Source organism: Arthrobacter sp. 9MFCol3.1 (assembly GCF_000620385.1).
GTDB lineage: Bacteria > Actinomycetota > Actinomycetes > Actinomycetales > Micrococcaceae > Arthrobacter.
The window spans coordinates 109,600-133,876 of the sequence record NZ_JIBJ01000003.1; the positions used below are offsets into that span (position 1 = coordinate 109,600).

The following is a 24,277-nucleotide window of genomic DNA, read 5'->3' on the forward strand; positions in this document are numbered from 1 at the left end:
TCATTGGAACGGCTTTGCCTCCACCAGGGCCCGGGCCAGGAAGGCGAGGCCTTCCTGCACGATCCTAAGCCCCGCGGAATGGTTGAGGTAGCCGTGGACAGCACCGGCTTCGAGACGGAAGTCGACGTCGGTACCGGCACGCCGGAGTCCTGCCGCGAACGTCTCGGCCGAGTGCCGCAGGTCGTCATATTCGCACGCGATGACCGCCGCGGGCGGCAGCCCGGCGGGGTCGGCGTTGCCGGGCATGGCGTAGGAGGACGCCATGGCGACGGGACCGCCGATGTAGTTCTCCACGAGGGCGCGGCAGTCATCGGAAGTGAAGCGCAGCAGTCGCGGAAGCCCCTCGAGCACTCCGGCGACGTCCAGCGCCTGGGCGGCGCCTGGCCCGGTGCCGGACCCGGTGCCGGGCCCTGGGAGCTCGGCGTGCAGGAACGGGTACGCGAGCAGCAGCTTGGCCGGCAGCGGCAGACCGGCGTCCTTGAGGAAGAGCGCGGCCCCGACGGCGAGATTACCGCCCGCGCTGGCGCCGCCCAGGCACACCCGGGCGGGGTCCGCGCCCAGCTCCGCGGCGTGCTCCACGGTCCAGAGCCAGGCGGCCAGGACGTCCTCGTGCGGGACGGGGAAGTGCACGCCGTCGCGGGCCAGCCGGTAGTCCACGGACACCACCACGCCGCCGCTGCGGGCCGCGACTTCCCGGGCCAGTTGGTCCGCCTCGCGCATCTCCGGACCGCCGCCGGCAAAGCCCCCGCCATGCATCCACACGAGCGCGGGAGCATCGCGGCCGGGGCCGCCCCCGTAGACCCTGACCGGGACGGTCCCGTTCGGGCCGTGGACCCCGGCTTCCCGGAAACGGACCGGCGGAGCCTGGTAGGGCACGGCGCCGCCGCTGAACGCCTCGAGCTGGTCCAGGCCGCCGGGCTGGCCCAGGAGCTCGGTGAACGAGCCCGCTCCGGCCAGGTGGTGCAGGGCCCCGGCCAGGTCCGGATCCAGGCTCATGGCCGGGATCCGGTCACGGACCGGGCCCAGGGCAGCGGACCCCCCAAGTCAACCGTGTCGGAAGTGTCGGCATCGCCGGCAGCGTCCGCGGCGCCGGCCGTGCCGGCGCGTCCGGCCTGCGGCAGGGATAGTCCGTGGCCAAAGCGGAAGACGGGGTCCTCCGTGTCGAATGGCATGTCTTCCCGGGAGGCTTCGACGGCGGCCATCGAACGCGGGAGGTCGAACGGCAGCCGGCCCTCCGGTACGGCACGGCCGGTGAGGATGTCCGCCAGCGCATCGGCGTCGGATCCGTAGTTGGCCAGCAGGGCCGCGGCGTGGTCGGCGAGTTCGGGCAGGACGCCGGGCCGCTCCAGGTTGATGTCGATCACCGTGGGGACGGCCCGGCAGATGGCGGTCACGCGTTCGATCTCCTCGGGGGCGAAGGCCAGGTTGCCGCAGTGGAAGAAGGATTCGAAGCCTTCGCCGCGCACTTCGAACGGGGTCCGCAGCCGGAGGATGGCGAGGTCCGCGGCCTCCGGCGTCGGCACCGGGACGAAGCCCGGCCCCAGGTCCGCGGCCGTGATGCCTTCGAGGTAGACCCTGGCGCCGGCGGCGAGCGGCAGGAGGGGGCCGCCGTCGACGTCCTTGTTCGCCAAGAGCGTGTAGGAGCGGCGCTGCATGGCCCGGCCCGCCGCGCGGAACTGCGGCGTCCCCACCGCGGCGTCGGCGGCGGCCGCGTCCACCAGGGGGTTCTCGAAGAGCCCCAGGCGGAACTTCTCCTCCAGCAGTTTGCGGACGGAGACGTCGAGCCGGTCTTCGCTGAGCTTGCCCGCCCGGACGGCGCTGGTCAGGAGGTCGACGCAGCTTTCGCCGCCGATCTGGTCCACGCCGGCGTCCAGTGCCTTGAGCAGCCGTTCCTGCGGGGTCAGGTGTTCCACGCCCCACGCCCTGGCCGGGAACACCCTGCCGAAGATGTCGCCGTCGGTGAGGATGCCCCAGTCTGAGCAGACGATCCCGCCGAAGCCGAGCTCTTCGCGCAGGAGTTCGGTGAGGACGCGCTTGTTGAAGGCGAAGCCCACTTCCTCATATTCCGTGCCGACGGGCATGCCGTAGTACGGCATGATCTGCCGTGTGCCGGCGGCGACGGCGGAACGGAAGGGCAGCAGGTGGTAGTCGAAGTTACCGCCGGGATAGACCTGTTCGCGGCCGTAGCTGAAGTGCGGGTCCTCCCCGTCGAGCTGGGGGCCGCCGCCGGGGAAATGCTTGGTCATGGTGGACACGGACGCCGGGCCGAACGCTTCGCCCTGGAAGCCCCGGACATAGGCGCCCACCAGCTCTGCGGCGAGCTCGGCGCTTTCACCAAACGTGGCCGCGCCGCGGGACCAGCGCGGTTCGGTGAAGACGTCCACCTGCGGGTGCAGCGCGGCCCGGATGCCGACGGCGAGGTACTCCTGCCGCGCGACGTCGGCGAACTCCGCCACCGCGTCGGGGTCTCCGACGGCGGCGAAGCCAAGCGCCTCGGGCCACTGGGAGAACGGGCCGGCCAGGGCTCCGGTGCCCGGGTTGTCGGTGTAGGCGTGGCGCGGGTCGGTGGAGAGCGTGACGGGAATGCCCCAGCCGGTGTCCAGGGCGAGACGTTGGATGCTGTTGTGCCATTCGGCGAGTTCCCTGGCCTGGGTCGCTGCGCCGATGATGTTGAAGTGGTTCATCCGGCGCCCGCCGATCAGCTCCACGGCAGGGCCGGTGCCGAGCGCGAAGGGCAGCGCGCCGTGGAACATCAGACCCGCCTTGTCCTCGAGGGAGAGCCGGGAGAGCAGGTCCTGGACGCGTTGCTCGACCGGCAGGGTGGCGTCCTGGTACGGGTAGCGGGCGGTGGCGGGGGTCATGGCTGGCTCAATTCGTTGGAAAGGAAGGTGATGGCGGTGTCCAGGATGCTGTCTATCCGGTCTTCTGCGCCGAAGAAGCAGTGGTCGGCGCCTTCGATGACGACGACGTCGTTGCGGACGCCGGCGGCGCTGAGGGCTTGCGCGAGGAGTTCGCTCTGGGACAGGGGCACGAGGGCGTCGCTGTCGCCGTGGATCAGCAGGAACGGCGGCGCGCCGGCGCTGACGTGGCCGAGCGGACTCGCGGCGGCCAGCCGGGCCGGGTCGCTGGAACCGCCAATGAGCATGGGCCCGGGTTCCATGCTCATGCCTGCCGGAACGGCGGCAACCATGGGTCCGGTGAGGAGGCCGGCCGGGAGCTGCATCGGGGGCATGAGGGGCAGCGAGGACACGCCGTAGAAGTCCACGACGGCCCTGACGGCACTGGAGTGTCCCTGCGCCCCGAGTCCACCCTCAAGGTCATCCCGGTCGCCGGTCAGGCCCAGCAGTGCGGCCAGGTGGCCGCCGGCGGATTCGCCCCAGGCGCCAAAGCGTTCCGGGTCGATCCCGAGCTCCTGTGCGTGCGCGCGGAGATAGCGGACCGCCGCTTTCAGGTCATGCAGCTGGGCCGGGAAAGGGGCTTCGAGGGCCAGCCGATAGTCGACGGTGGCGCAGGCGATCCCCGCCGCATTGAGCCGGGAAAAGACGGAGTCCGCGGGGAAAGTGGGCGGCAGCTCACGGCGGTCCCCCAGCTGGAAGGCGCCGCCGTGGACCCACAGCACCAGCGGAACCGGTCTTGGAACCGGCCCCCGTCCGGTCCGCGGGAGCCAGATGTCCATGGTCAGCGGCCGGAACCCGACGGTCCGGGCATAGCTGACGTCGCGGTGGACCGCGGAGACCTCGGACACCTGCACGGCCACGCCCGGGCCATCGAAGGCAGGGAAGGCGGGACCAGCTTGTCCGTCCTTCCCGGCGGCGGCGTTGAGGTCTGCCGCAGTGTCAGCAACTGCGGGTTCGATGAGAGTCATGGTGCGCTCCTGATGAGGTGGGACAGGGATTCAGTTCCCGCCGTAACGGCCGGGCCAGCCGTTCCCGCCGGTCCAAGCGGGACGGAGAAGGTGTGCGTTCCGGGCCCGACGACGGCGCCCGCCCGGCCGGGCAGGCGGACTTCGGCGCTGGTGCCGGCCGGCACGACTGCGTTCAGGGTCAGCTCGCCGTCGTCTATCCGCCAGCTGGCCGCCATCAGGCCCTGGGGGCCGCGGTGGGACGTGCCGGCGGATGAGAGGCCGGCGCCGGGGCGTGGTTCGATGATGAGTTGTTCATAGGCCGCGCTCCCCGGTGCCTGCCGGAGTCCGGCGGCGTAGCGGTGCAGGAAGGACACCACGGCGCCCTTGCTGTAGTGGTTCAGGGACTGCTGCGCCGTGCCGTCCGGGCCGATGCCGTTCCAGGCTTCCCACATGGTGGTCGCTCCGCGGTCCACCATGACCAGCCAGGACGGTTCGGTGTCCTGCATGAGCAGTTGATAGGCCAGGTCGAGGTGGCCGTTGTCGGCAAGGACGGGCAGCAGGTCCGCGGTGGCGAGGAATCCGGTGCCCAGGTGGGTGCCGGCGTCCCGGATGAGGCCGGCCAGCTGCGCCGCGACCGCCGCGCGGTGCTCCTCGGCGACAAGGCCGAAGGCGAGTGCCCGCACACAGTTCGCCTGGCTGGGGTCGAGCAGTTGCCCGGCGTCATTGACGTATTCGCGGGCCCAGGCGTCGCGGACTTTGGCGGACAGCCCTGCCAGGGCGGCGGCCTCCGTTTCTTTGCCCAGGACGGCGGCGATCCCGGCCATGATGGCGGCGGAGTGCCGGTAGTAGGCGGTGGCCACGATGCCGTGGTCGGCGGACCTGGCCGCGAACAGGTCCGGTTCCGGCCCGTCGGGTTCGAGCCATTCACCCCAGTGGAAGCCGGTGTCCCACAGATACTGTTCGTGGGGTTCCGGTGCGGGGCGGGCGGCGGACCTGGCTGGGTGCCGGCCGCCAGCGGCTGCGCTGCGGATGAATCCGAGCCAGCGGTTCATGGCCTCCCAGTTCTGTTCCAGGATGGCCGTGTCCCCCGTGGCCCGGTAGATCTCCCATGGCACCAGGACGATCGCGTCCCCCCAGCCGGCCGAGCCGTTGACAAAGGCCATGTGATCGGCCGCGGTGGCGTCCGGGCCCGGCGACGGTGAAATGTTGACGATCACCCCGTTGTCCCACTGATCCGCCCGGACATCGTTGAGCCATTTCCGGGAGAAGCCGGCAACGTCGAAGAGGTAGGCGGCGGTGGGGACGAACACCTGCCAGTCGCCGGTCCAGCCGGCCTTCTCCCGCTGCGGGCAGTCCGTCGGGACCTCGCAGGCGTTGCCGCGGAAGCTCCACTCGACGATCTCGTGCAGCTTGTTGAGCCGGTCATCGCTGCAGCTGAACGTGCCCGCGGGTTCGAGGTCGGTCTGGACCATCCGGCCCACGAGGTCTCCCGGTTCCAGCGGTTCCGCCAGTCCCCGGACCGAAACGTACCGGAAGCCGTGCGTCGTGTGGCGCGGCTCGAAGATTTCGCCCGGCGCGCCGGAGGACACCACGGAGTCGATCTGCCCGGCGGACAGGAACTGGCCCGGGTTGCGGAAATCGTGCGGCCGCAGGTGCTCCTGCGTGACCTCGCCCGCGTCGTCCAGGGCTTCGCCGTACACCAGCGTCACGGCGTGCCCCGGGGCGCCGAGCCGGGTCAGGCGCACCCAGCCGTTGATGTTCTGGCCCAGGTCTACCACCTGGTGGCCGCTGGTAAGCCGGGTGATGGAGGCCGGGGCGATGTCCTCCACGGCGCGGGTAGGCGGTGCGACCGGCCCCGTCAGGGTGTCAAAGCCCAAGTCACGGAGCACAGCATGTATGCGACGGTTTCCGGGGAGAACGCCTGCGGCACGGAAGTCGACGTGCTGCCCGGCCATGAGGTCCGCGCTGACAATTTCGGTCGGCGTCACCAGCCAGGTGTCGTCGGTCCCGACCATCGTCCGACCCGCCGTGGACGCCACTTCGATCTGCACCAGCAGCGCCGTCGTGGTCCCGTACATGTTGGCGTCGCGCGTGTACCCGAACGTGCCGCGGTACCAGCCGTCGGTGAGGACGCCTGTGACGGTGTTGCTGCCGGCGTGCAGCAGCGTTCCGACGTCGAACGTCTGGACTTGCAGGGTGCTGTGGTAGCTCGTGGAGCCCGGGGTGAGCTCCTGGTCCCCTACCCGGTGGCCGTTGATGAAGAGCTCGTAGATCCCGTGGGCGGTGGCGTACGCCCGGGCTGAGTCCGGGACCGCGTCCAGCTCGAACGTGGTGGACAGCGCGTAGCCCGGGCGCTCGCCGGGCGCGGGGATGGCGGGCTCGCCGGGGCCGATCCACTGCGCGGTCCAGTCGGCGGGGTGCAGCAGGCCGAGTTCGACCGGCATCGGTTCCGCCCAACCGGAAGCTGACTCGCTGCCGTCCGCGGCAAGGTCCCAGGTCCGCACCGTCCATTCAAAGCGGTCCCGGGAACCCAGCGCCGGGCCGCCGTAGGGCACCAGATGGTGGGTTCCCGATTCCACCCGGCCGCTGTCCCAGCCGTTGCTGGCGGTGATCTGGTAGGCGCGCTGCCGCACCGTCCCCTCCGGCGGGGTCCAGCTGAGCCGGGGACGGGTGATGGTGATGCCGAAGGCCTCGCTCAAGTGCTCGGTGCGCAGGCGTGTGGGGTGGTTCATGGCTGCCTACCCCATTCCGTCGAGGGCGGGGACGGACGCCGCCGGCCGCGAAGACGCCGCTGACCGGACGGTCGCCGCGGGCGGGATGGAGGCCATTGGCCGAATGGTCGCCGCTGGCCCAATGGAGGCCGCGAGGGGTCCGGCGAGCGCAGCGCGTGCGTTGCCGGCCTGCCCGGCGGGCGCGATCCTGAAGGTTGTCTCCTCCCCGCACCAGCCGCGCCCGGCATCCCAGTGCTGGAAGGACCGCCCGGGCAGTGTCACCCGGATGTCCCGGTGTTCCCCGGCCGGGATGAGTTCGGTCGCGAAGCCCGCCAGCCAGAACTCGGGCCGGTCCACGTCCGTTTCCGGGGCGTCGGCGTAGATCTGGGCCAGGTATTTTCCGTCCCGGGACCCGGTGTTGCGGACCGTCAGGACGGTGTGCACGTCGTCCCCGGGTGCCGCTGCCCCCAGCAGCGTGAACCCCTCCACCGCGAAGGTGGTGTAGCCCAGGCCGTGGCCCAGCCAGTACGCCGGAGCGGCAGCCTGCGGGGTTTGCCTGGCTTGCTTTGCCCAGCCGCGGTAGCCGACATCCAGCCGTTCCGTATACTCGAGCCGGCCGTTCCGGGGGCGCGTGTCGCGGACGGGGGCATCAGCGAGGGCGGCCGGCCAGGTGGTCGGCAGGTGCCCGCCGGGTTCGGCGTCGCCGAACAGCACATCGGCCAGGGCGTTCCCGAATTCCATGCCCGGGAACCAGACCAGGAGCACCGCAGCGGCGTCGTTCCGCCAAGGCATCTCCACCGCGGCACCGGCGTTGACCACCACCACGGTGCGTGGGTTCGCTTCGATGACGGCGCGGACGAGGTCGTCCTGCCGGCCCGGCAGCGCCAGGGAGGTCCGGTCAAAGCCTTCGCTTTCGACGGCACCGGAGGTCCCGACCATGACGACGGCGACGTCGGCGGCGCCGGCCGCGGCAGCGGCCTTGGCGATCTCGCGGTCCGCCGACTCCCGGGGTTCGTCGATGGCCAGCCCCACCCGGAACAGAGTGGCCTGCGGATGCCAGGCGTACCGCAACGTCAGATGCACCGGGGTTCCGGCGGTCAGGTCGACGCCTGCTGATTCGTCCGGCGCGCCGATCAGCACGGCTTCAATGTCGGCATAGCGGTCCCGCGAGTCCGCGCCTGCCATGGCGTCGCCGTCGACCTCCAGGCTGGCGTGGCCGATGCCCTTGAATCCCAGCTTCCAGGTCCCGGAGACGTCCGGCGTGAAGATTGTTTCGACGTCGACGGCGGTGGCGCCGGCGGGGATGGCGCCGGTACCCCGGGTGAGCGTGGTGCGGGGACCGTATTCCTCCGCGACTGTGCCGGCCGGTCCCCGCCAGGTCAGCCGGACGCTGCCCTCCCCCTGGCCCGGGGCGTGGCATTCCGCGGTCCGGGGTTCGCGAAGGCCCTCAGAGAGCCAGGCACCCTGGACGGTGGTGAGCCGGACGCCGTCGCCGGCCCGTGCGCGCAGGCCCTCGGCGGGCGCCACCGTGTAGGCCGGGAACACCGAGGCGCTGCCGCCGCCCTGGGTCCGGGGATCCAGCGCCGACGGTCCCACCACTGCGATGGAGGTGAGGTCCCCGGGTGAGAGGGGAAGGACGCCGGCCGGATTTTCCAGCAGCACGAATCCTGCCGCGGCGGCCTCCCTGGCCACGGCGGCGCCAGCTTCGGGTGTCGCGGGCCCGTTCCGGCGGCCCTCCTCCACCCGGCGACCCAGGGTGACGAGCCGGCGCACCTTCTCGTCAATGACGGCCTCGGGGACCAGTCCGGAGGAGATGGCGTCCACCAGCCCGTCGCCCCAGAGCTTCTCCGGTCCCGGCATGGCCAGGTCCGTGGCCGAGAGGGCGGAGTCCACGGTGGAGTACACCGCGTGCCAGTCCGAGACGACGGCGCCCTCGAATCCCCACTCGGTTTTGAGCGGGTTCTCCGTCAGGGGATTCTCGGTCATGGCCTTTCCGTTCACGCCGTTGTAGGCCGCCATGATCATCCAGGGGCGGGCCTGCCTGACGACTCGTTCAAACGGTGCAAGGTACACCTCATGCAAAGTCTGTTCGTCGAGCACGTTGTTGACGGTGGTCCGTTCGGTCTCGGCCTCGTTGGCGACGAAGTGCTTGGGGCAGGCGCCGATTCCCTGGGCCTGAATGCCGTCCACGTACGCGGCCGCCAGTTCACCGGTCAGGAGCGGGTCCTCGGACAGGCATTCGAAGTTCCGGCCTGCCAGCGGCGACCGGTGCAGGTTCATGGTGGGTCCGAGCACCACGTCCACCTCCTGGCGGCGCGCCTCGGCTGCCAGCAGCCTCCCCACCCGCGCCATCAGCCGCCGGTCCCAGGAAGAGGCCAGGCACGTTGCGGACGGCAGGTTCACCGAGCCGGCCGCCTCGGTGTCGCGGTGGCCGCGGACGCCGACGGGCCCGTCCGAAACCGTGATCTTCGGCAGTCCCAGGCGCGGCTCGGCTTGGGTAAACCACAGGCCTGAGCCGCTCAGGAGCCGGACCTTGTCGGCCACCGGCAGCGTGCGGATCGCTTCTTCGACGTCGGCGTCAAAGCTCGTGAAAGTCATTCCTTGGTGCTCCTGATCGTGGGTTTTGGTCAGCTACCAGCATGGGTTTGCGGCGGCGCGCCCGGACAGCGCAGTTTCATTGGTTGACACGGCGCTGCGGGGAACTCAGGACGCGACTGCTGCTGAAATGGCGGCGGCGGTCAGGCGGTGCGTGCCCGCCCCGACGGTTTGGCCGTCCTGCCCCGGCAGCCTGATCTCAGCCTCCACGCCGTCGGGGATGCTTGCTTCGACCTCGAACACCCCGTCGCCGGTGGTCCGCCACTCGACGGCGATGGTGCCGTGGGGGCTGCGCAGGCTGGTGTTGGCCCAGTCGATGCCCTCGCCGGGCAGGGGCGCGATCAGCACCCTGGAGTAGCCCGGGGCGAGCGGCCGGATTCCCCCGACGTACTTGTGCAGCCAATCAGCAATGGCGCCGAGCGCGTAGTGGTTGAAACTGGTCATTTGGCCGGGGTTGATGGTGCCGTCCGGGAGCATGGAGTCCCACCGTTCCCAGACAGTGGTGGCCCCCATGGTCACCGGGTACAGCCACGAGGGGCATTCCTGTTCGAGCAGGAGCCTGTACGCCTCGCCAGCGTGTCCGGTATCGGCCAGGGCGCCGGTGATGAAGGGGGTCCCGGCGAACCCGGTGGAGACGCGGTAGTTGTTGTTCCGCACCAGTTCGGCGAGGCGGTTGCCGGCAAACTCGCGCTGCCGGCCGGTCTGCAGGATGTTGAAGGCGATGGCCAGGGCGTAGACCGTGGTGCAGTCGCTGTGCACGGTTCCGTCGGCGGCCACGTAGTGGGTGTTGAAGGCTGCTTTGACCCGTTCGGCGAGGCGGCCGAACGCGGCGGCGTCGGCGTCGTGTCCCAGGAGCGCAGCCGTCCGGGCGGTGATGGACGCCGTGCGGTAGAGGCACGCTGTGGCGACGACGCCGGTGTCCGCCTTGGCCGCCCACGGCTGGTCCGGCGCGGCGTCCGGGTCCAGCCAGTCGCCGAACTGGAAGCCTTTATCCCAGAGCCCGGCGGGCGAGAGCAGTCCCTCCACCCGGCGCGTGTGGGAGGCCATCGAATCGTACTGGTCCTTCAACACGGTGCTGTCGCCGTAGGCCTCCCACAGGGCCCACGGAACCCACACGGACGCCTCGCTCCAGATGGCCGAGGATTCCGGTGCCGGGAATTCCGGCGGCTGGGGGCAGTACTTCAGTGCGTCCGGCACGGTGATCGGAACGAGTCCCCCGGCAGCCTTTTGTTCCGCGGCAAGGTCCAGGAGCCAGTCCTGCAGGAAGCCCTTGACGTCATAGAGGAAGGTGGCCGTGGGGGCGAACACGGCGATGTCCCCGGTCCAGCCGAGCCGCTCATCGCGCTGCGGGCAGTCGGTGGGCAGGTCCAGGAAATTGCCCTTGAGGCCCCAGACGATGTTGCGGTGCAGCTGGTTCACCAGCGGGTTGGAGCACTCGAAGCTGCCGGTGCGTTCGAGCTCGGAGTGCACCGCCACGGCTTCGAGGGATTCCGCCGTCAGCTCGCCGGGCCAGCCGGATACTTCCGCGTAGCGGAACCCGTGGAAGGTCTTGCTGGGTTCGAAGCAGTCCTTGGCGCCGGAGAGGATGAACGTGTCGGTGGCGGCGGCCGAGCGCAGCGGCCGGGTTCCCAGCTCACCGTCCTCGAGGACCTCTGCGTGGCGCACGGTGATCGTGGTGCCGGCGTCGCCCTGGACGGTGAAGCGCAGCCAGCCGACCAGGTTCTGGCCAAAATCCACCAGCGTCTTGCCGGCCGGTGAGGTGAAGACCTCCACCGGTTTGATGACCTCGTTGCGCACCACCGGCGGCCCGACGGGATCCGCCAGCCGGCCGGCGTCGAACTCCAGCGCATGGACCCCTGCCCAGGCGCCCGCCCCCGCAGCGGTTGCGTCGGCGTTGAACCCCGGCCGGGCCCAGCCTGCCGGTTCCCGCCGCGCGTCGATGCGCTGTCCGTCGTAAAGATCGTTGGCCGTGGTGCCCGAGGGACCGGACTGCCAGGACGTGTCCGAGGCGACCGACTGGACGTGGCCGTCGGCGTATACGATGTCCAGCTGTCCGTAGAACCCGAGTTCATCGCCGTACAGGCCCGACTTGCCGTGCCAGGCCAGGCGTCCGCGGTACCAGCCGTTGCCGAGCGCGATGCCGATCACCGTAGCCGGCCCCACGAGCGCGGTAACGTCGTAACTGCGGTAGCGCAGGCGCCATTCGTACGAGCTCCAGCCCGGACTCAGTACGTCCTCCCCAACCGGGACGCCGTTGATCTGCGCCTCGTAGATGCCGAACGCCGTTGCCCGCAGGAGCGCGCGCTTCACGGGTCCGTGGCCTGCGTCGAGCCGGAATTCCTTGCGCAGAAGCGGGGCGCCGTCAAAGTCTCGATCGGGCGCGATCATCGTGGCGGACCAGGGTGCCGGGGTCATGTGGAGTCGTCCATTCTTGTCGGGCGTTGGCATGGGAGTTGGCATGCTGTGGGAGTTGCCATTCTGTGGGGGGGTGCGCGGTGCCGCTGGCGTCACGGGATCAGGACCGGCACGGGTTCGGTTCAGGCGTAGTGGCAGGCGACGTCGGACGCGCCCACGTTCCGCAGGGCCGGCCGTTCGGTCCGGCACAAGTCCGTGGCCAGCGGGCAGCGCTCGCTGAAGGGGCAGCCGCCGGGCGCGGCAGCGGCGGCCGCCGCGGTCCGCACGCCCAGCGCTTCGCGTTTTTGCCGCCGTTCGGCCTGTTCCGCCGGACGGGGCACGGGCGAGGCCGCCACGAGCGCCTGGGTGAAGGGGTGTTGGGGCGACTCCGTGACGTCTGCCGCGGGACCGCTTTCCATGACCTGGCCGCGGTAGAGCACCACGACGCGCTGGGCGAGGAACTGGACCACGGAGATATCGTGGGCGATGAACAGGTAGCTCAGCCCCCGCTCGTCCCGGAGGTCGGCCAGGAGGTTCAGGACCTGGGCCTGCGTTGAGAGGTCCAGCGCGCTGACCGCTTCGTCGCACACCACGAGTTTCGGCTCGCAGATCAGGGCCCGGGCGACGGCGATCCGCTGCCGCTGGCCGCCGGAAAACTGGCCGGGAAAGCGGTCCACGGCCTCGCGCGGAAGCCCCACCCTGGCCAGCATGTCCTCGGCGCGCTGCCGGGCTTCCCGTGCGGCCACGCCGCGGATCCGCAGCGGTTCGGCCAGTGACGCGCCGATGCTTTGCCGGGGGTTGAGCGAGGAGTTCGGGTCCTGGAACACGGCCCGGAGTTCGCCGCCCAGTTCACGCCGCCGCGCGGGGCTGGCATGGGTGATGTCCGTGCCGTTGTAGCTGACCGAACCCCCGCTGCACTTTTCCAGGCCCAGGATGGCTTTGCCGATCGTGGACTTTCCGGAGCCGGACTCCCCCACCAGGCCCACGGTCTCCCCGGGCCGGATGCTGAAGCTCACGCCGTCCACCGCGGCCGGCATCGCGGCGGCCTTCCGGCCCCGGCCGTATCGGACCACAAGGTCCACCACGTCAAGGAGCGGCTGCTCGGGGGCCTGCGCTGTTCCGTCCTGGCGTACCGCTGTTTCGATGCTCATGGCCTGTCCTTCTTAACTCTGCTGTCCATCTCAAGAATGTCGAGGACACGGTGGGCGGGTACTTCGGTGGCCACCCAGGCCAGGCCCTCCACGGCCAGTTCGTCGGCCTTGACGCAGCGCACTACGCCGTCGTCGGAGCCGGAGGGCACCAGCGGGACCGGCGCCATACAGGCCGAGCCGGCGAACTGGCAACGCGCCATGAACCGGCACCCGCCAGGCCAGTCCTTGGGCTGCGGCACCTGGCCGTTGATGGTTGCCAACCGCACGGGCATGTCCTCGGCGGTGTTGGCGTGCGGGTCGGCGGCCAGCAGCGCCAGGGTGTACGGGTGGCGGGGGTTGTCCAGGATGTTGGCCGTCCGGCCGCTTTCCACCACCTGGCCGGCATACATCACGGCCACGGTGTCGCAGATGTCGGCCACCACGCCGAGGTCGTGTGTCACCATCACCACGGACATGCCGGTGTCCTTGACCAGTGCCCGCAGCAGCGAGAGGATCTCGGCCTGCACCGTCACGTCCAGCGCCGTGGTGGGTTCGTCGGCGACCAGCAGCCGGGGACGGCCGGCCAGTGCCAGGGCGATGGCCACGCGCTGGGCCATGCCGCCGGAGATCTGGTGCGGGTAGGTGGTGAGGATGCGGGCGGCGTCCACGATGCCCACCTTTTCGAGCAGGCCCAGGGCTTCGGTGCGCGCTTCGGCTTTGCCCATGCTCCGCAGGCGCCGGATGGCGGAGACCAGCTGGTAGCCGACCGTGAACATGGGATCGAGGGCACGCATGGGTTCCTGGGAGATCAGCGCGATCTCCCGGCCCCTGACGCCGGCCAGCTCATTTTCCGTGGCGGCCGCAAGGTTCCGGCCGTTCCACAGGATCTGGCCTCCGCTGGCGGATACACCGGAGGGCAACAGGCCCAGCAGGGACAACGCCGTCATGGTCTTGCCGCAGCCGGATTCGCCCACGAGCCCGAGCACGGTCCCCTGTTCGACGTCGAAGGAGACCTCCGTGACCAGCGGCGTGCCGCCGTCGACGCCGACCGAGAGCCCGCGGACGCTCAGGCGGCCGGCCGTGGCGGGTTCGTCCGGCGCCGCGGACGGTGCAGCCGCAGCGGTGGACGGCGCAGCAGCGGACGCAGCCGCCCGGCGTCGGCGGTCCGCGGCGGAGGGCAGATGGGAGGCGGCCGCATTCGGGGCCTTCCCCAGGGCGTTGCCGATGGCGTTGGCCGCGAGGACCGTCAGCGCCAGGACCGCACCGGTGGGGACCATCAGCCAGGGGGCGTCGTAGACGTGCTGGGATGCGCCCTGGATCATGCCGCCCCAGCTGGGCTGCGGGATGGGCGGCCCGAATCCGATGAAGGCCAGGCCGGCCTGGATCAGCATGCCCACCGCGAAGATGAGGGCGGACTGCACCACGATCGTGTTGTTCAACCCGGGCAGCACGTGCCGCAGGCTGATGCCGAGCGTGCTCACGCCGTCCACTTTGGCGGCGTCGACGTAGAGCTGTGACTGCAGCGCGGTGGCCTGGCCCAGCATCACGCGGTAGATGCCGGCCGAGATGAGGACGCCCAGAATCGCCATGACGACGGGAATGTTCGTTCCCACGGCACCGATGACCGCCAGGATGATCACGGTGCCGGGCAAGGACATCATGACTTCGGTGACGCGGCTGATCGGCCCTTCGGTCCGTTTTCCCGCCGCGGCGACCATCGCGAGGACGGTGCCTAGACCGACGCCGACGATCACCGTGATGAGCGATGTCCCCAAGGTGCCGGCGGCTGCGGCGAAGATGCGGCTAAGCAGGTCCCGGCCCAGTTCGTCGGTGCCCAGCCAGTGGGCGGCGGTGGGGCCGGACAGGATGGCGGCGAAGTCCTGGTCCTCGGTCTTGTACGGCAGCCACCACGGCGCCGTGAGGGAGGCAAGCACCAGGGCCGCCAGCCAGAGCACGCCTGCCACGGCACCGGGTGCCGCGAACAGGCGGTGGGCCTGAATCCGGCCGACCGCGGCCTTGGGGCCGGGCCCGGGCCTTCCCGTGGCGGTGCCGGCGGGTGTGGCTTCGCCTGTGCCTGTATCTTCCGCATTCGCGGTGGCGGGGACGGGCGCGGGGGCAATGGAAGGGATCATGAGGCACGCAACTTCGGGTCGAGAAACTTAGTGGCGAGTTCCAGCACGAGGTTCACGGCCACCACCACGACGGTGGCGACCACCACCACGCCCTGCACGGACGGGGCGTCGTGGGTGCTGACGGAGGTCTGGACTGCCTGGCCGAGGCCCGGCATGGCGAAGAGCTGCTCCGCGATCACGGAACCGCCGAACAGTCCGATGAACTGCAGGGCGATGCCGGCCACGATCGGCAGGCTGGCATAGCGCAGGGCGTGGATGTACAGGATCTTCCAGGTGGGGGTGGCCGTTGCCCGCAGGGTCCGGATGTGTTCCTGCTGCAGCGCCTCCAGCATGGAGGCCCGGGTCTGGCGGGCGATGAACGCCGCACCGCCCACGGCGAGGGTGATCACCGGCAGGGCCAGGGACAGGGCCCAATCCTGGGGTGCGACCTCAAAGGGGACGTAGCCGGTGGCCGGAAAGACCGAGGACTGGACGGCGAAGAGGTACACAAAGATGATGCCGATCCAGAAGGCCGGCAGCGCCACGGCGAGGCCGCAGACGGCGCCGACGATCCGGTCGACCAGGCCGCCGCGCACGGCTGCCGTGACGCCAAGACCGATTCCGAGTACCGCGCTCAGGAGCGTGGCTCCGGCCGCGAGGGCCGCCGTCACCGGCAGCCTGCTGGCCAGGTCGGCGCTCACGGAGCGGCCGTCGATCAGGGACACCCCAAAGTCACCCTGCGCGGCGCTGCCGAGCCAGCGGAAGAACTGGACGGGCAGCGGGTCGGACCAGCCGAGCCGGACGTTGACCTCGTCAATGGCTTGCTGGGTGGCGCCGGCGCCGAGGGACACGGCTCCGGGGCTGCCCGGCATGGCGTGCACCAAGAGGAATGCCAGCACCGCGACCACCAGCACGGTGGCCAGCGCCATGAGCAGGCGCTTTGCGACGTAAATCGCCATGATGACCTCCATTGGTCAGGTCCTGCCGGACGGCCTTCGCCTGGGGTGAAGGCCGTCCGGCAGGGTGGGTGGTCAGTTGGCCGGAGCGTAGGACGAGAGGAGCGGGTAGACGTTGCTGCCGGCGAACTCCACCGGCTTGACCTTCTTGGTGTTGTAGCCCTGGTTGGTGAGGGATTCGAAGAGCGGGATCATCCAGCCGGATTCGACCAGCCGGGTGTTGAGCTTGGTCAGCGCCGCCTTCCGGGCGGCATCGTCCTTGGCGGCGGCGACCTCGCCGGTGGCGGCGCTGAGCTGATCGTCCGTGGCCTTCTGGACATTGGTGAAGCCGTTGAGGATCGCGCCGTACATCAGGCCCACCGGGTTGTCCCAGCCCAGCGGTGCGTAGCCCAGCGGGGTGGTGGCGACGGCGGCGAACGCCTCATCGGTCGACGTCGCCATCTTGACCTGCATGGTGATGCCGACGGCGGCCAGGTCCTTTTGGACCGCCTGGAGATCTGTCTGCGTGGTGGCGCTCGCGACGATGGTGAATTCAAAGCCGTTGGCGTAGCCGGCCTCCGCCAGCAGGCTCTTGGCCTTGGCGGGGTCGTAGGCGAACTGTGAATTCAGTGCCTCCGTGAAACCGGCTGAATCCTTGGGCAGGGCATTCCACGCCGCGATGTCACCCTTGTGCAGGGCATCGACCAGGGCCTGCCGGTTGATGGCGTACTGGAACGCCTGGCGGACCTTTTCGCTGGCGAAGGCCGGCGATGTCTTGCCGGTCTTGTCAAAGGCGACCATGGTCTGGACCGTGCCGCCGATCTGGGAGACGCCCACCCCCTTGGCCTTGACGAAGTCAACGGTCGGTGAGGTCAGCTGGGCGACGTCCACCTGCCCGGAAACGAGGGCGTTGGCGCGGGCCTGCGGATCCTGGATGACGCTGAAGACGATCTTGTTGTAGGGGTATTTCGCGGCGTCGGTGTTCTTGTCGTTCTTCTGCAGGACGTACTTGTTGCCCTTGACCGTGGTTCCGGAGTCCAGCGTGTACGGCCCGGAGCCGTCCGGCTTGGCGGCCAGGCTTGCCGTGTCCGCGGCCCCTGCCTTGCCAACGATCATGCCGAGGGTGGAGGTCAGGTTCTTCTCGAAGCCCGGCTGCGCCTTGGCGAAGGTCAGGGACACCTGGGTGGGGCTCAGGACGTCCACGGACGTCAGTTCCTGGGCGCCGCCCTTGGCGATGGCGGAGTACGCCGAGAGGGCGGGATCCGTGCGGCGGTCGAAGTTGGCCTTCACCAGTGCCGCGTCCAGCGTGGACCCGTCCGTGAACGTCACGCCCTGCTTGAGCGTCAGGGTCAGCACGGTGTTGTCGGCGTTGTAGCTGAATCCGGTGGCCAGGCCCGGGCCCACGGAGCCGTCCGCCTTCAGGGTCATGAGGTTCTCGTAGAGGCCTTCGAAGAACTGACGCTGTGCGTCGGAGACCCGCAGCGGGTCGAATCCGAAGGACGCGCTGTCACTCTCGACGCCGATTGTCAGGGTGCTCTTGTCCACGGTGGAGGCCGCCTGGCCGGAGCCGCCGCAGGCGGTCACGGAGCTGAGCATCAGGACACCGGCCAGAACGGCCGCGCTCCGTCGGGCGGTTGGGTTCAGAAGTTTCATGTAGTGCGCCTTCGCATTCTTTCCAAAACAACGGGGATTTTCGGCATCTGGTGGGGGTCGGGGCTGAAGCGGACCGGCCGGACGTTGGCAGTCCCGCGCCGGTGCGTTCCTGGCCCTTTCCCCCAGATGCGGTCGGGTGGACCGGCTTCATCAAGAGTCGTAGGCGGACGACATGCCGTCACATGAGATTTTCATTGGTTGGAACACTATTGTGGTGAGCGTCACTGGCGACGAAGAAGGAACGAAGACGAATGACGGCACCCGCGGATACCCATTCCCCCGCTGAAACACCGGCCGCCGCGCGCGGCAAGCGGCCCAAACAGGGCGAACCGGTGATCGACCGGGCCCTGAGCCTGCTCGCTGTCTTCACGGACCGACGTCGGGCGCTGACCCTGTCAGAGATGGCCCGTTATGCGCAGATGCCCGCCCCGACGGCGCTGCGCCTCATTGCCCGGCTGGTCGCCTGGGGCGCTTTGGAACGCCTCGACGACGGCCGCTACGTTGTGGGCGTCCGGCTGTGGGAAATAGCGTCCCTCTCCCCGAGGGGCCATGGCATCCGGGAAATCGCGTTGCCCTACCTTGAGGACCTTTTCGAGGTGACGCGCCATCACGTGTTGCTGGCCGTACGGGACAAGGACCAGGCCGTCCTGATCGAACGGCTCTCCTCCAAGCAGGCCACGGAAGTCGCCTACCGGGTGGGCGGCCGGCTCCCCCTGCGCTCCACGGCCGTCGGCCTGGTCCTGATGGCCGGCGCGGATGCGGCATTCCAGGAAAAGATCCTGAAAGAACCAGCAGAGACTGAACCGGGCGTGGCTGCCATGCCGGAAGGCCAACTGCGGCGCACCCTCTCCGACGTCCACCGGACGGGGATTGCCATGATCCGCCGGTCCGCGCCGTCGCTGACTGTTTCCGTGGCGGCGCCCGTCTTTGATGCCCAGGGCACGGTGGTGGCCGCGCTGTCGATCGTGGTTCCGGACGGGACCACCCCGCCAAACGTCCTGGCCCCGGCGGTGATGGCCACCGCGAGGGCGGTCTCCCGAAACCTTGGCTACCGGGCCGCCCTGGCCGAGGACGTCCGGACCCTGTCGGACGGCTGACCGCGGCCCTGCCAACCACCGGCCCTTCCAACCATTGGAAAGGCCCGGCGCGGCGTTGGGATCACGAATCGTAAAGTTGAACCGGCGGTGCACTCGGGTCCCCGGCCTGCTTCCGCGACCACTTGACATGCCCGGTGGCGGAGTCTAGGACTGGCCTTGTCCAGTCCCATCCACCAGCCTAGGAGTTGCTATGGCCACCACGCCCTACGGAATCGTGCACTTTTTCCCGGGAGGCACCAAGGAACAGTACGAAGCGTCACTTGCAGCCGTCCATCCAGGCGCGGGGCTCCTGCCCGAGGGGCAGACCTTCCACGCCGCCGGGGCGTCCGCTGGTGGCTGGACGATCATGGCAGTCCACGAATCGAAAGAGAGCTGGGAAAAATTCCGGGACACGATCCTCATGCCCCGGATGCAGGCCGGTATTGAGGGCGGCTTCGCCGCTCCGCCCGAAGAGACGGTGATCGACCTCTACAAGGTCTTGCCCTAGCGGCTCGCCACTCACACAGCCAGTTCAAACAGCGCGCCCGTACCAGTCGAGGACACGTAACGCGCGGAGGGTGTTCCACCGGCTGGACCGTCCGTCACCGTCATCAACCGGGAAATGGACGATCCCGGGATGCGTGTTTTCGAGCAACCAGGTCCCGTCGGGCTGCTTCTTTGACCGGAGCAACTCCACGGCTTCGGCCAGGCGCGGGTCCGGCAGCTCTCCCGCCGAACGGAAGTACTCCAGGGCACGGAGCACGTCATAGTGCCAGCGGGTCGGAAATGAGAACGTCAGCCACGCCGGGTCTATGACCCCGCCGGTGCTCTTGCGTCGGAACAGGCCTCGCTCCAGCAGATACTCCTCGCCCCGGCGCCGCGCGTCCACGGACTGCGCCGACCCGCCCGTGACCCGTTCGTGGGCGAGGAGGCCCTCGAGGACGTTGATCGTCGTCGCGGCCGAGGACACCACGGCGCCGGATTCCGCCCAACAGTTCCACCCGCCGTCGTCCAGTTGCTCGCTGACAAGCCGGGAGACGACGCCGTCGACGTCCTGATCAAAGTAGGCGCCGAGAGCCACCGTCATACCGTTGATGCACGGTTCCACCTCGCCCTGGAAATACGGCTGGCCGCCCTCCTCCCAGCGGCAGTTGTCCCTGACCAGGGCGATGGTCTGGCGCATCTGCTCACTTCGCGGGTCGATCCCGAAGTCACGCAGCAGGAGCAAGCAGTACGTTGTGGCGGTCCACGGCTGGGGGACGCGGTCCCAACCTGGGTCACCGCCGGCTTCATCCGCGCCGTCGCCGTCGGGGCGGTCGCTTCTGGCGGGGAAATATGCGCCATGCGCCCATTGGCCGTCCTCGTCCCGCAATGCCAGCAAGCGGGCACCCCAGCCTTCGGTCGCTACCCGTGCGCGCTCTGCGGCAACGACCTCGGGCGCGGCGTCGCCGAGATCCTGCAACACCTGCCATCGAAGGGAAGGATCCGAATCCATCAGCCAGTCCAGGACGGTCATACGCCGATGGTAGCGCTCCCGGCCCGCTGGCATCAGGTGGTCACAGCGGAGCAGGCACGCGGCGTTGCCACCGGACGGCCGTGACCAGCGGGCCGGACGTTCAGGAGGTCTTCGGCCGGATCACCAGGACGGGGCACGGAGAGTGGCTGGCCACCTGGGCGGAGACCGATCCGATGTGCAGCCCGGCGAAGCCGCCGTGGCCGCGGGAGCCGACGATCACCAGGTCGGCTTCCTTTGCGGCCTCAAGAATTGCCGATGCCGCCGAGTCATTCTTGATGGTCCGCGTCACGATATTGACACCGACTGCGGATTTCGCCGCCTCGGCGCTTAGCGCTTCAGCCTGCTGCTCCGGGGAGTCCTCTGCCACGATTTCCCCTGCCGCCGTTTCCAGCATGGCCGGGTACCACGCCATCGGCGCCTTGTTCCAGACAGTCAGGACCCGGAGCTCCGCACTGCGGTACCGGGCCTCCTCAACACCCCACGCCAGGGCCTCGTGTGATTGCTTCGAGCCGTCAAATCCGATCACGATCACAAAGGGATCAACTTTTTTCATGGTTCCAGACTTTCACCGCCGGTTTGCGGCGCCTAGGGGCCTCGGACCCCATCCGGAATGAAACCACGAGAGTGAATTGACCGGCGCCCCGCCGCGCAGGGCACCAAGGGTGCCGCGGTGGTCAGACGATGCCGCGCTTGGTGGCCGTCTTGAGCGCGTCGCGCCGGCTTACCGCCCCGAGCTTGCGGTAAATGGACCGTTCGTGGGTCTTGACGGTGTTCACGGAAATATACAACGCCTCGGCAATTTCAGCCGCGGTCATGATGGAGCGCATGTAGGAAAGGACTTCGCGTTCGCGCTCGGTCAGGTTCCAGTAGGACTGTGCACGAAGGCGGGTCTCCCCCTGCGCCTCGCGCGCCATCAGCGCTGCGATGAACGACTCGTGCGCAGTGCCCCACACCGCATGCTCCACGAGCAGATCCGCCAATTCCTCTCTCCGTTCGGCGAAAGGACGCAGGACGGTTTCAGGCTCGGCACGGAGGACTGCATGTTCAATCCGCTCGTGTGCCGCCGCAGAATCCCCGGTTCCATGGGCCATGATCGCCTCGGTCAGGCTCAGGCAGGTGTCGATATATGAGCTGCCGCGGCGATCGGCCAGTGACTCGGCACAGCGTTGCGAAGCGGCGGTGTCACCTTCGCGGCGCAGCAACTCCGCCAGCAGCGTATCCGCCAATGCGCCGTGCCCCCCGGCACCGAGTGGTTGGACGGTCCGCAAAGCTCCGTCCCGGTCGCCCCTGGCGTCGGCAATTTTCGCCACCGCGATAGTGTCCAGAGCATTCCACGACACGGCGTACCGTCCCCGCCCGTGGAAGGACTCCAGCGCCGCGCTGGAGTCGGCCAGGCAGGCCAGGTCGCCATCGGCGCAATCAACCAGGACCCGATAGATGGCGCTGAGCGGGCCCGTCGGGAGCAGTTCGCTGCCCAATCGCTGCGCTTTGGTGAGGCAGGTCCGCGCAGCCTGCAGATCGTCATTCCAGTAGCACGCAATGCCACGGGCCAGCCAGGCGGGAGCCATCCGTTGCCGCGAATTCCAGCCCAGCGCCTCTCCCCGTTCCAACGCCGCCGTGGCAAGTTCCTCGGCGCTCACGAGGTCACCGGCGACGGCGTGAGCCAACGCGAGTTCGGCCTGGGCACAGGTTTCCACTGCTTCCAGCTGTTCCGGGTTGCCTGTGGCCCCTGTTGCCTGGAGCAGCGCCGTCGCGAGTTCGCCGGTGCGGTGCAGCCGGAACTCTGCCTGGGCCAGCAGGAAAAGTCCTGTCGAGAAGGAGCTGGAGCGGCCATCCCCTGAAATGTCCGTCGTCGACCGGGCGTCGTCCGTCTCGGTGGGCAGGTCCAGGCGGCCGTCGGCAGGCAGCGGCTCGTAGAGCGCCCGGTAACTGTCAAGCCTCCGGCGGCGAATTGCGTCCAGAACGAAGGTCCGCGACAGCGCCCGGTCGGTGAGCTCGGCCGCGGCGGTGCCGTCGCCGGAAAGGGCACGGCAGACCGATCGGATCATCAGGATCTCTGGATCCTCGCCCCACGGTGCGGGCAGGTCCAGGCACAGCCGTTCGAGGGTCTGCACGTCGTTTCCGAGCAGGAATTCGAGCCAATGGGCGCCGAGGGAAATCACGGCCTGTCGGGGTGCGCGTCCTTGCAGCGCCTGGGCGACGCACTCGACGACGTCTACGTCCTGGTAGTACCGTGCCGCCACGCGGTGCAGACGCTCGGCGAGCAAAGGGTCGCGCCGCTGCAGGATGCGCCGGCACTGCGCAGCGAAGAGGGAATGCCACCGGAACATCGATTCACCCTCGCGGTATTCGTGTTCCTCGATGAAGAGCCCGTTGCGGAGGCATTCCTCAAGCAGCACGCCGCCGCGGGGACGGCCTTCGAGTTCGACGGCGAGCTGGCGGCCGAGCCAGTCGCTGGTGGTGGCCCTGAGAATGAATTCGGCCAGCGACGGTTCGATCTGGTCGAGGATCTCTTCTGCGACGTAGTCGGCGAGCGGGATGTGCGTAGGCGCGGAGCCTGGCGTTGCAAGCGGCACGTTGCGCGCCTGCGCCAACGAGACGAGGCTGGCGTGGACGGCCACGGGCCAGCCGGCAGTCATCTTCCAGAGCGACCCGGCATCGAACGTTTGATCTTGTCCCAGCGCACAGGCGAACTGGGCAACTTCCTCCCGCGTGAAGGCGAGTTCGGCGGCGCGAAGTTCACCCAGTCCCTCGCCATACCGGAATCTTTCGAGCTGGATGGACGTATGGCCGCGTCCCGAGAGGACCAGCCGCAGTGAGGGGGGTGCCGATGCGGCGAGCACCCCGACGATTCCGTTCGCCAGTCCCGGTCCGGCCAAATGGACGTCATCGATCACCAGGACGATCGGTTCGGTGAGGTGCTCGAGCGCCCCGAGGAGAAGGTCGTAGGAGGCCGCCCGGTCGTGGGCAAGGCCCGGGTCAAGAGCCAGGAGGGCGTCGGTTCCGGGCAGCGGCAGTTTGCTCGCCGCGGACTGGATCGCCCCAACGACACCGTGAAACAGCCGCGCGGGCTGCGTGTCGAACCGGTCCAGCGACAGCCAAGCGCACGGCAGATCGCACTTGCGGACCCAATCACCCAGGAACGTGGACTTGCCGTAGCCGGCCGGGGCCGCGACGAGGGTCAGGCGGTGCGAATCTGCGGCCGCGGACAGGGCGCTTTCCAGACGTGGACGCTCCAACGCTCCGAGGCCGCGCACAGGCGGACGGATCTTGAACTGTGGACCCGATACCCATTCGGCGTCTAGCCTATCTCTCACATTCCACATGCTAGGTGGGCGCAAAAGGGCACCAACAGGGCGCAAAGACCCCTTGTGCGCCGCTCCATAGCGCGACAGTACGCGAAAATACGGCAATTGCGTCTGCCCGATTGCGGCACGGCACGAATTGCATGCCCGGCGGTATCATCAGTCATGCCTATGAAGCACGGCAGCCCGACAGACCCGATTTTCCTTCATGACCTCGACAAGGCCGACCGCAGGCGGGTCATTATTTTCGCGATTGCACGTCTCATCGCTTTTTCGGTTGTGGTCCTCACCCTGTATTTCCTTATTCCCGTCGGGGGATTCAATGACGCCGATCCCGCGGCCGCGTGGATCCGCCTGGCGGCTGTCGTGCTGGTCTTTTTCGCAGTCTTGGCAATTCAATTGCGGCTGATACTCGTGGCGCATATCCCGAGGGTCCGGGCGGCCGCGGCTGTCGCCGAAACCCTGTTGATGTTTCTGTGCCTCTTCGCACTGCTTTACACATCAATGTCGATCACATCTGCGGCGGCGTTTAGCGAGCCCCTGAGCCGAACCGATGCCCTTTACTTCACCACTTCCACGTTTGCCACCGTCGGGTTCGGGGACATTGCGCCGGTAAGCCAGCTGGCGAGGGGAGTCGTGTCCGTCCAAATGATTACCGATTTGGGTGCACTCCTATTGATCGCAAAAGTGGCCTTCTTCGCGGCCGGGCGGCGTCTGGGCAGTGAATCCTGATCCGGCCGGCGTCATCACCCAAAACGGATGACAGCACGCCGGCCGGCTGAAATTTCGCGGGATATGAAAGAGCGGGCACCCGGACACCTTTGGCAGTGCCGGGTCCGGTCCGCCAATCTGCACGTCCGACGTGCGGCGTCCATCCCTTAGGGGCGGCTGTGGCGGGCGTTTCCCCGGCGTGACAGATCACCCTGTGTGGGTGGGGCTGGACCGGTGCGCCGAGTGAACAATGAAAATAGCCGTGAATGCCCAGCCGCGGAACACAAGCTAAGGCG

General features: G+C 68.9%; 16 protein-coding genes. 3 read left to right on the plus strand and 13 right to left on the minus strand.

All coding sequences use genetic code 11. The annotated features are described in order from the left end of the window. The 10 genes from C560_RS0100570 to C560_RS0100615 form a co-directional block, all read right to left on the minus strand. Complete coding sequence (locus C560_RS0100570; RefSeq protein WP_026536715.1) at positions 1–996, minus strand: alpha/beta hydrolase fold domain-containing protein; 996 nt, start codon at positions 994–996, stop codon at positions 1–3. Continuing rightward, positions 993–2,861 (minus strand): glycoside hydrolase family 3 protein, encoded by a 1,869-nt coding sequence (locus tag C560_RS0100575; RefSeq protein ID WP_026536716.1) that lies wholly within the window; start codon positions 2,859–2,861, stop codon positions 993–995. Before C560_RS0100575 ends, C560_RS0100570 begins: the two co-directional genes overlap by 4 nt. Further along, positions 2,858–3,865 (minus strand): alpha/beta hydrolase, encoded by a 1,008-nt coding sequence (locus C560_RS0100580; protein WP_026536717.1) that lies wholly within the window; start codon positions 3,863–3,865, stop codon positions 2,858–2,860. The genes C560_RS0100575 and C560_RS0100580 overlap by 4 nt, the downstream gene beginning before the upstream one ends. Then, positions 3,862–6,576, minus strand: a complete 2,715-nt coding sequence (locus tag C560_RS0100585) for an alpha-L-rhamnosidase (protein WP_026536718.1) — start codon at positions 6,574–6,576, stop codon at positions 3,862–3,864. The genes C560_RS0100580 and C560_RS0100585 overlap by 4 nt, the downstream gene beginning before the upstream one ends. Before the next feature lie 6 nt (positions 6,577–6,582). Beyond that, a complete protein-coding gene (locus tag C560_RS20830) occupies positions 6,583–9,153 on the minus strand; it encodes a beta-glucosidase family protein (protein WP_051532917.1) in 2,571 nt (856 codons plus the stop codon). Positions 9,154–9,258: 105 nt separating this feature from the next. Beyond that, a complete protein-coding gene (locus C560_RS0100595; RefSeq protein ID WP_026536719.1) occupies positions 9,259–11,565 on the minus strand; it encodes an alpha-L-rhamnosidase in 2,307 nt (768 codons plus the stop codon). Positions 11,566–11,687: 122 nt separating this feature from the next. Next, complete coding sequence (locus C560_RS0100600; protein WP_026536720.1) at positions 11,688–12,695, minus strand: oligopeptide/dipeptide ABC transporter ATP-binding protein; 1,008 nt, start codon at positions 12,693–12,695, stop codon at positions 11,688–11,690. Beyond that, positions 12,692–14,806, minus strand: coding sequence for a dipeptide/oligopeptide/nickel ABC transporter permease/ATP-binding protein (locus C560_RS0100605; RefSeq protein ID WP_026536721.1), 2,115 nt, complete (start codon positions 14,804–14,806; stop codon positions 12,692–12,694). The genes C560_RS0100600 and C560_RS0100605 overlap by 4 nt, the downstream gene beginning before the upstream one ends. Beyond that, positions 14,803–15,756, minus strand: coding sequence for an ABC transporter permease (locus C560_RS0100610; RefSeq protein ID WP_026536722.1), 954 nt, complete (start codon positions 15,754–15,756; stop codon positions 14,803–14,805). The genes C560_RS0100605 and C560_RS0100610 overlap by 4 nt, the downstream gene beginning before the upstream one ends. Before the next feature lie 60 nt (positions 15,757–15,816). After that, positions 15,817–17,373 carry an ABC transporter substrate-binding protein gene (locus tag C560_RS0100615; RefSeq protein ID WP_026536723.1) on the minus strand — a complete coding sequence of 519 codons (1,557 nt, stop codon included), beginning with the start codon at positions 17,371–17,373 and terminating at the stop codon, positions 15,817–15,819. 251 nt (positions 17,374–17,624) lie between these two features. On the opposite strand from C560_RS0100615, the gene C560_RS20835 reads away from it, so the two are divergent. Together C560_RS20835 and C560_RS0100625 are read left to right on the plus strand one after the other, a co-directional pair. Further along, positions 17,625–18,470 (plus strand): IclR family transcriptional regulator, encoded by an 846-nt coding sequence (locus C560_RS20835; protein ID WP_018772743.1) that lies wholly within the window; start codon positions 17,625–17,627, stop codon positions 18,468–18,470. A 190-nt stretch (positions 18,471–18,660) separates the two neighbouring features. Further along, a complete protein-coding gene (locus C560_RS0100625; protein ID WP_018772742.1) occupies positions 18,661–18,957 on the plus strand; it encodes a hypothetical protein in 297 nt (98 codons plus the stop codon). Between the two features lie 24 nt (positions 18,958–18,981). On the opposite strand, the gene C560_RS0100630 is transcribed toward C560_RS0100625, so the two are convergent. From C560_RS0100630 to C560_RS0100640, 3 genes are all read right to left on the minus strand, one after another. Continuing rightward, a complete protein-coding gene (locus C560_RS0100630; RefSeq protein ID WP_026536724.1) occupies positions 18,982–19,965 on the minus strand; it encodes a hypothetical protein in 984 nt (327 codons plus the stop codon). A gap of 100 nt (positions 19,966–20,065) precedes the next feature. After that, on the minus strand, positions 20,066–20,518 hold the full coding sequence (locus C560_RS0100635) for a universal stress protein (RefSeq protein ID WP_026536725.1): 453 nt from the start codon (positions 20,516–20,518) through the stop codon (positions 20,066–20,068). A 121-nt stretch (positions 20,519–20,639) separates the two neighbouring features. Next, positions 20,640–23,282, minus strand: a complete 2,643-nt coding sequence (locus tag C560_RS0100640; RefSeq protein ID WP_197026074.1) for a helix-turn-helix transcriptional regulator — start codon at positions 23,280–23,282, stop codon at positions 20,640–20,642. A gap of 159 nt (positions 23,283–23,441) precedes the next feature. Between C560_RS0100640 and C560_RS0100645 the strand changes: the two genes are divergently transcribed. After that, the gene (locus C560_RS0100645; RefSeq protein WP_026536727.1) at positions 23,442–24,002 is read left to right on the plus strand and encodes a potassium channel family protein; all 561 of its coding nucleotides are present in this window, start codon (positions 23,442–23,444) and stop codon (positions 24,000–24,002) included. Positions 24,003–24,277 lie beyond the last annotated feature (275 nt).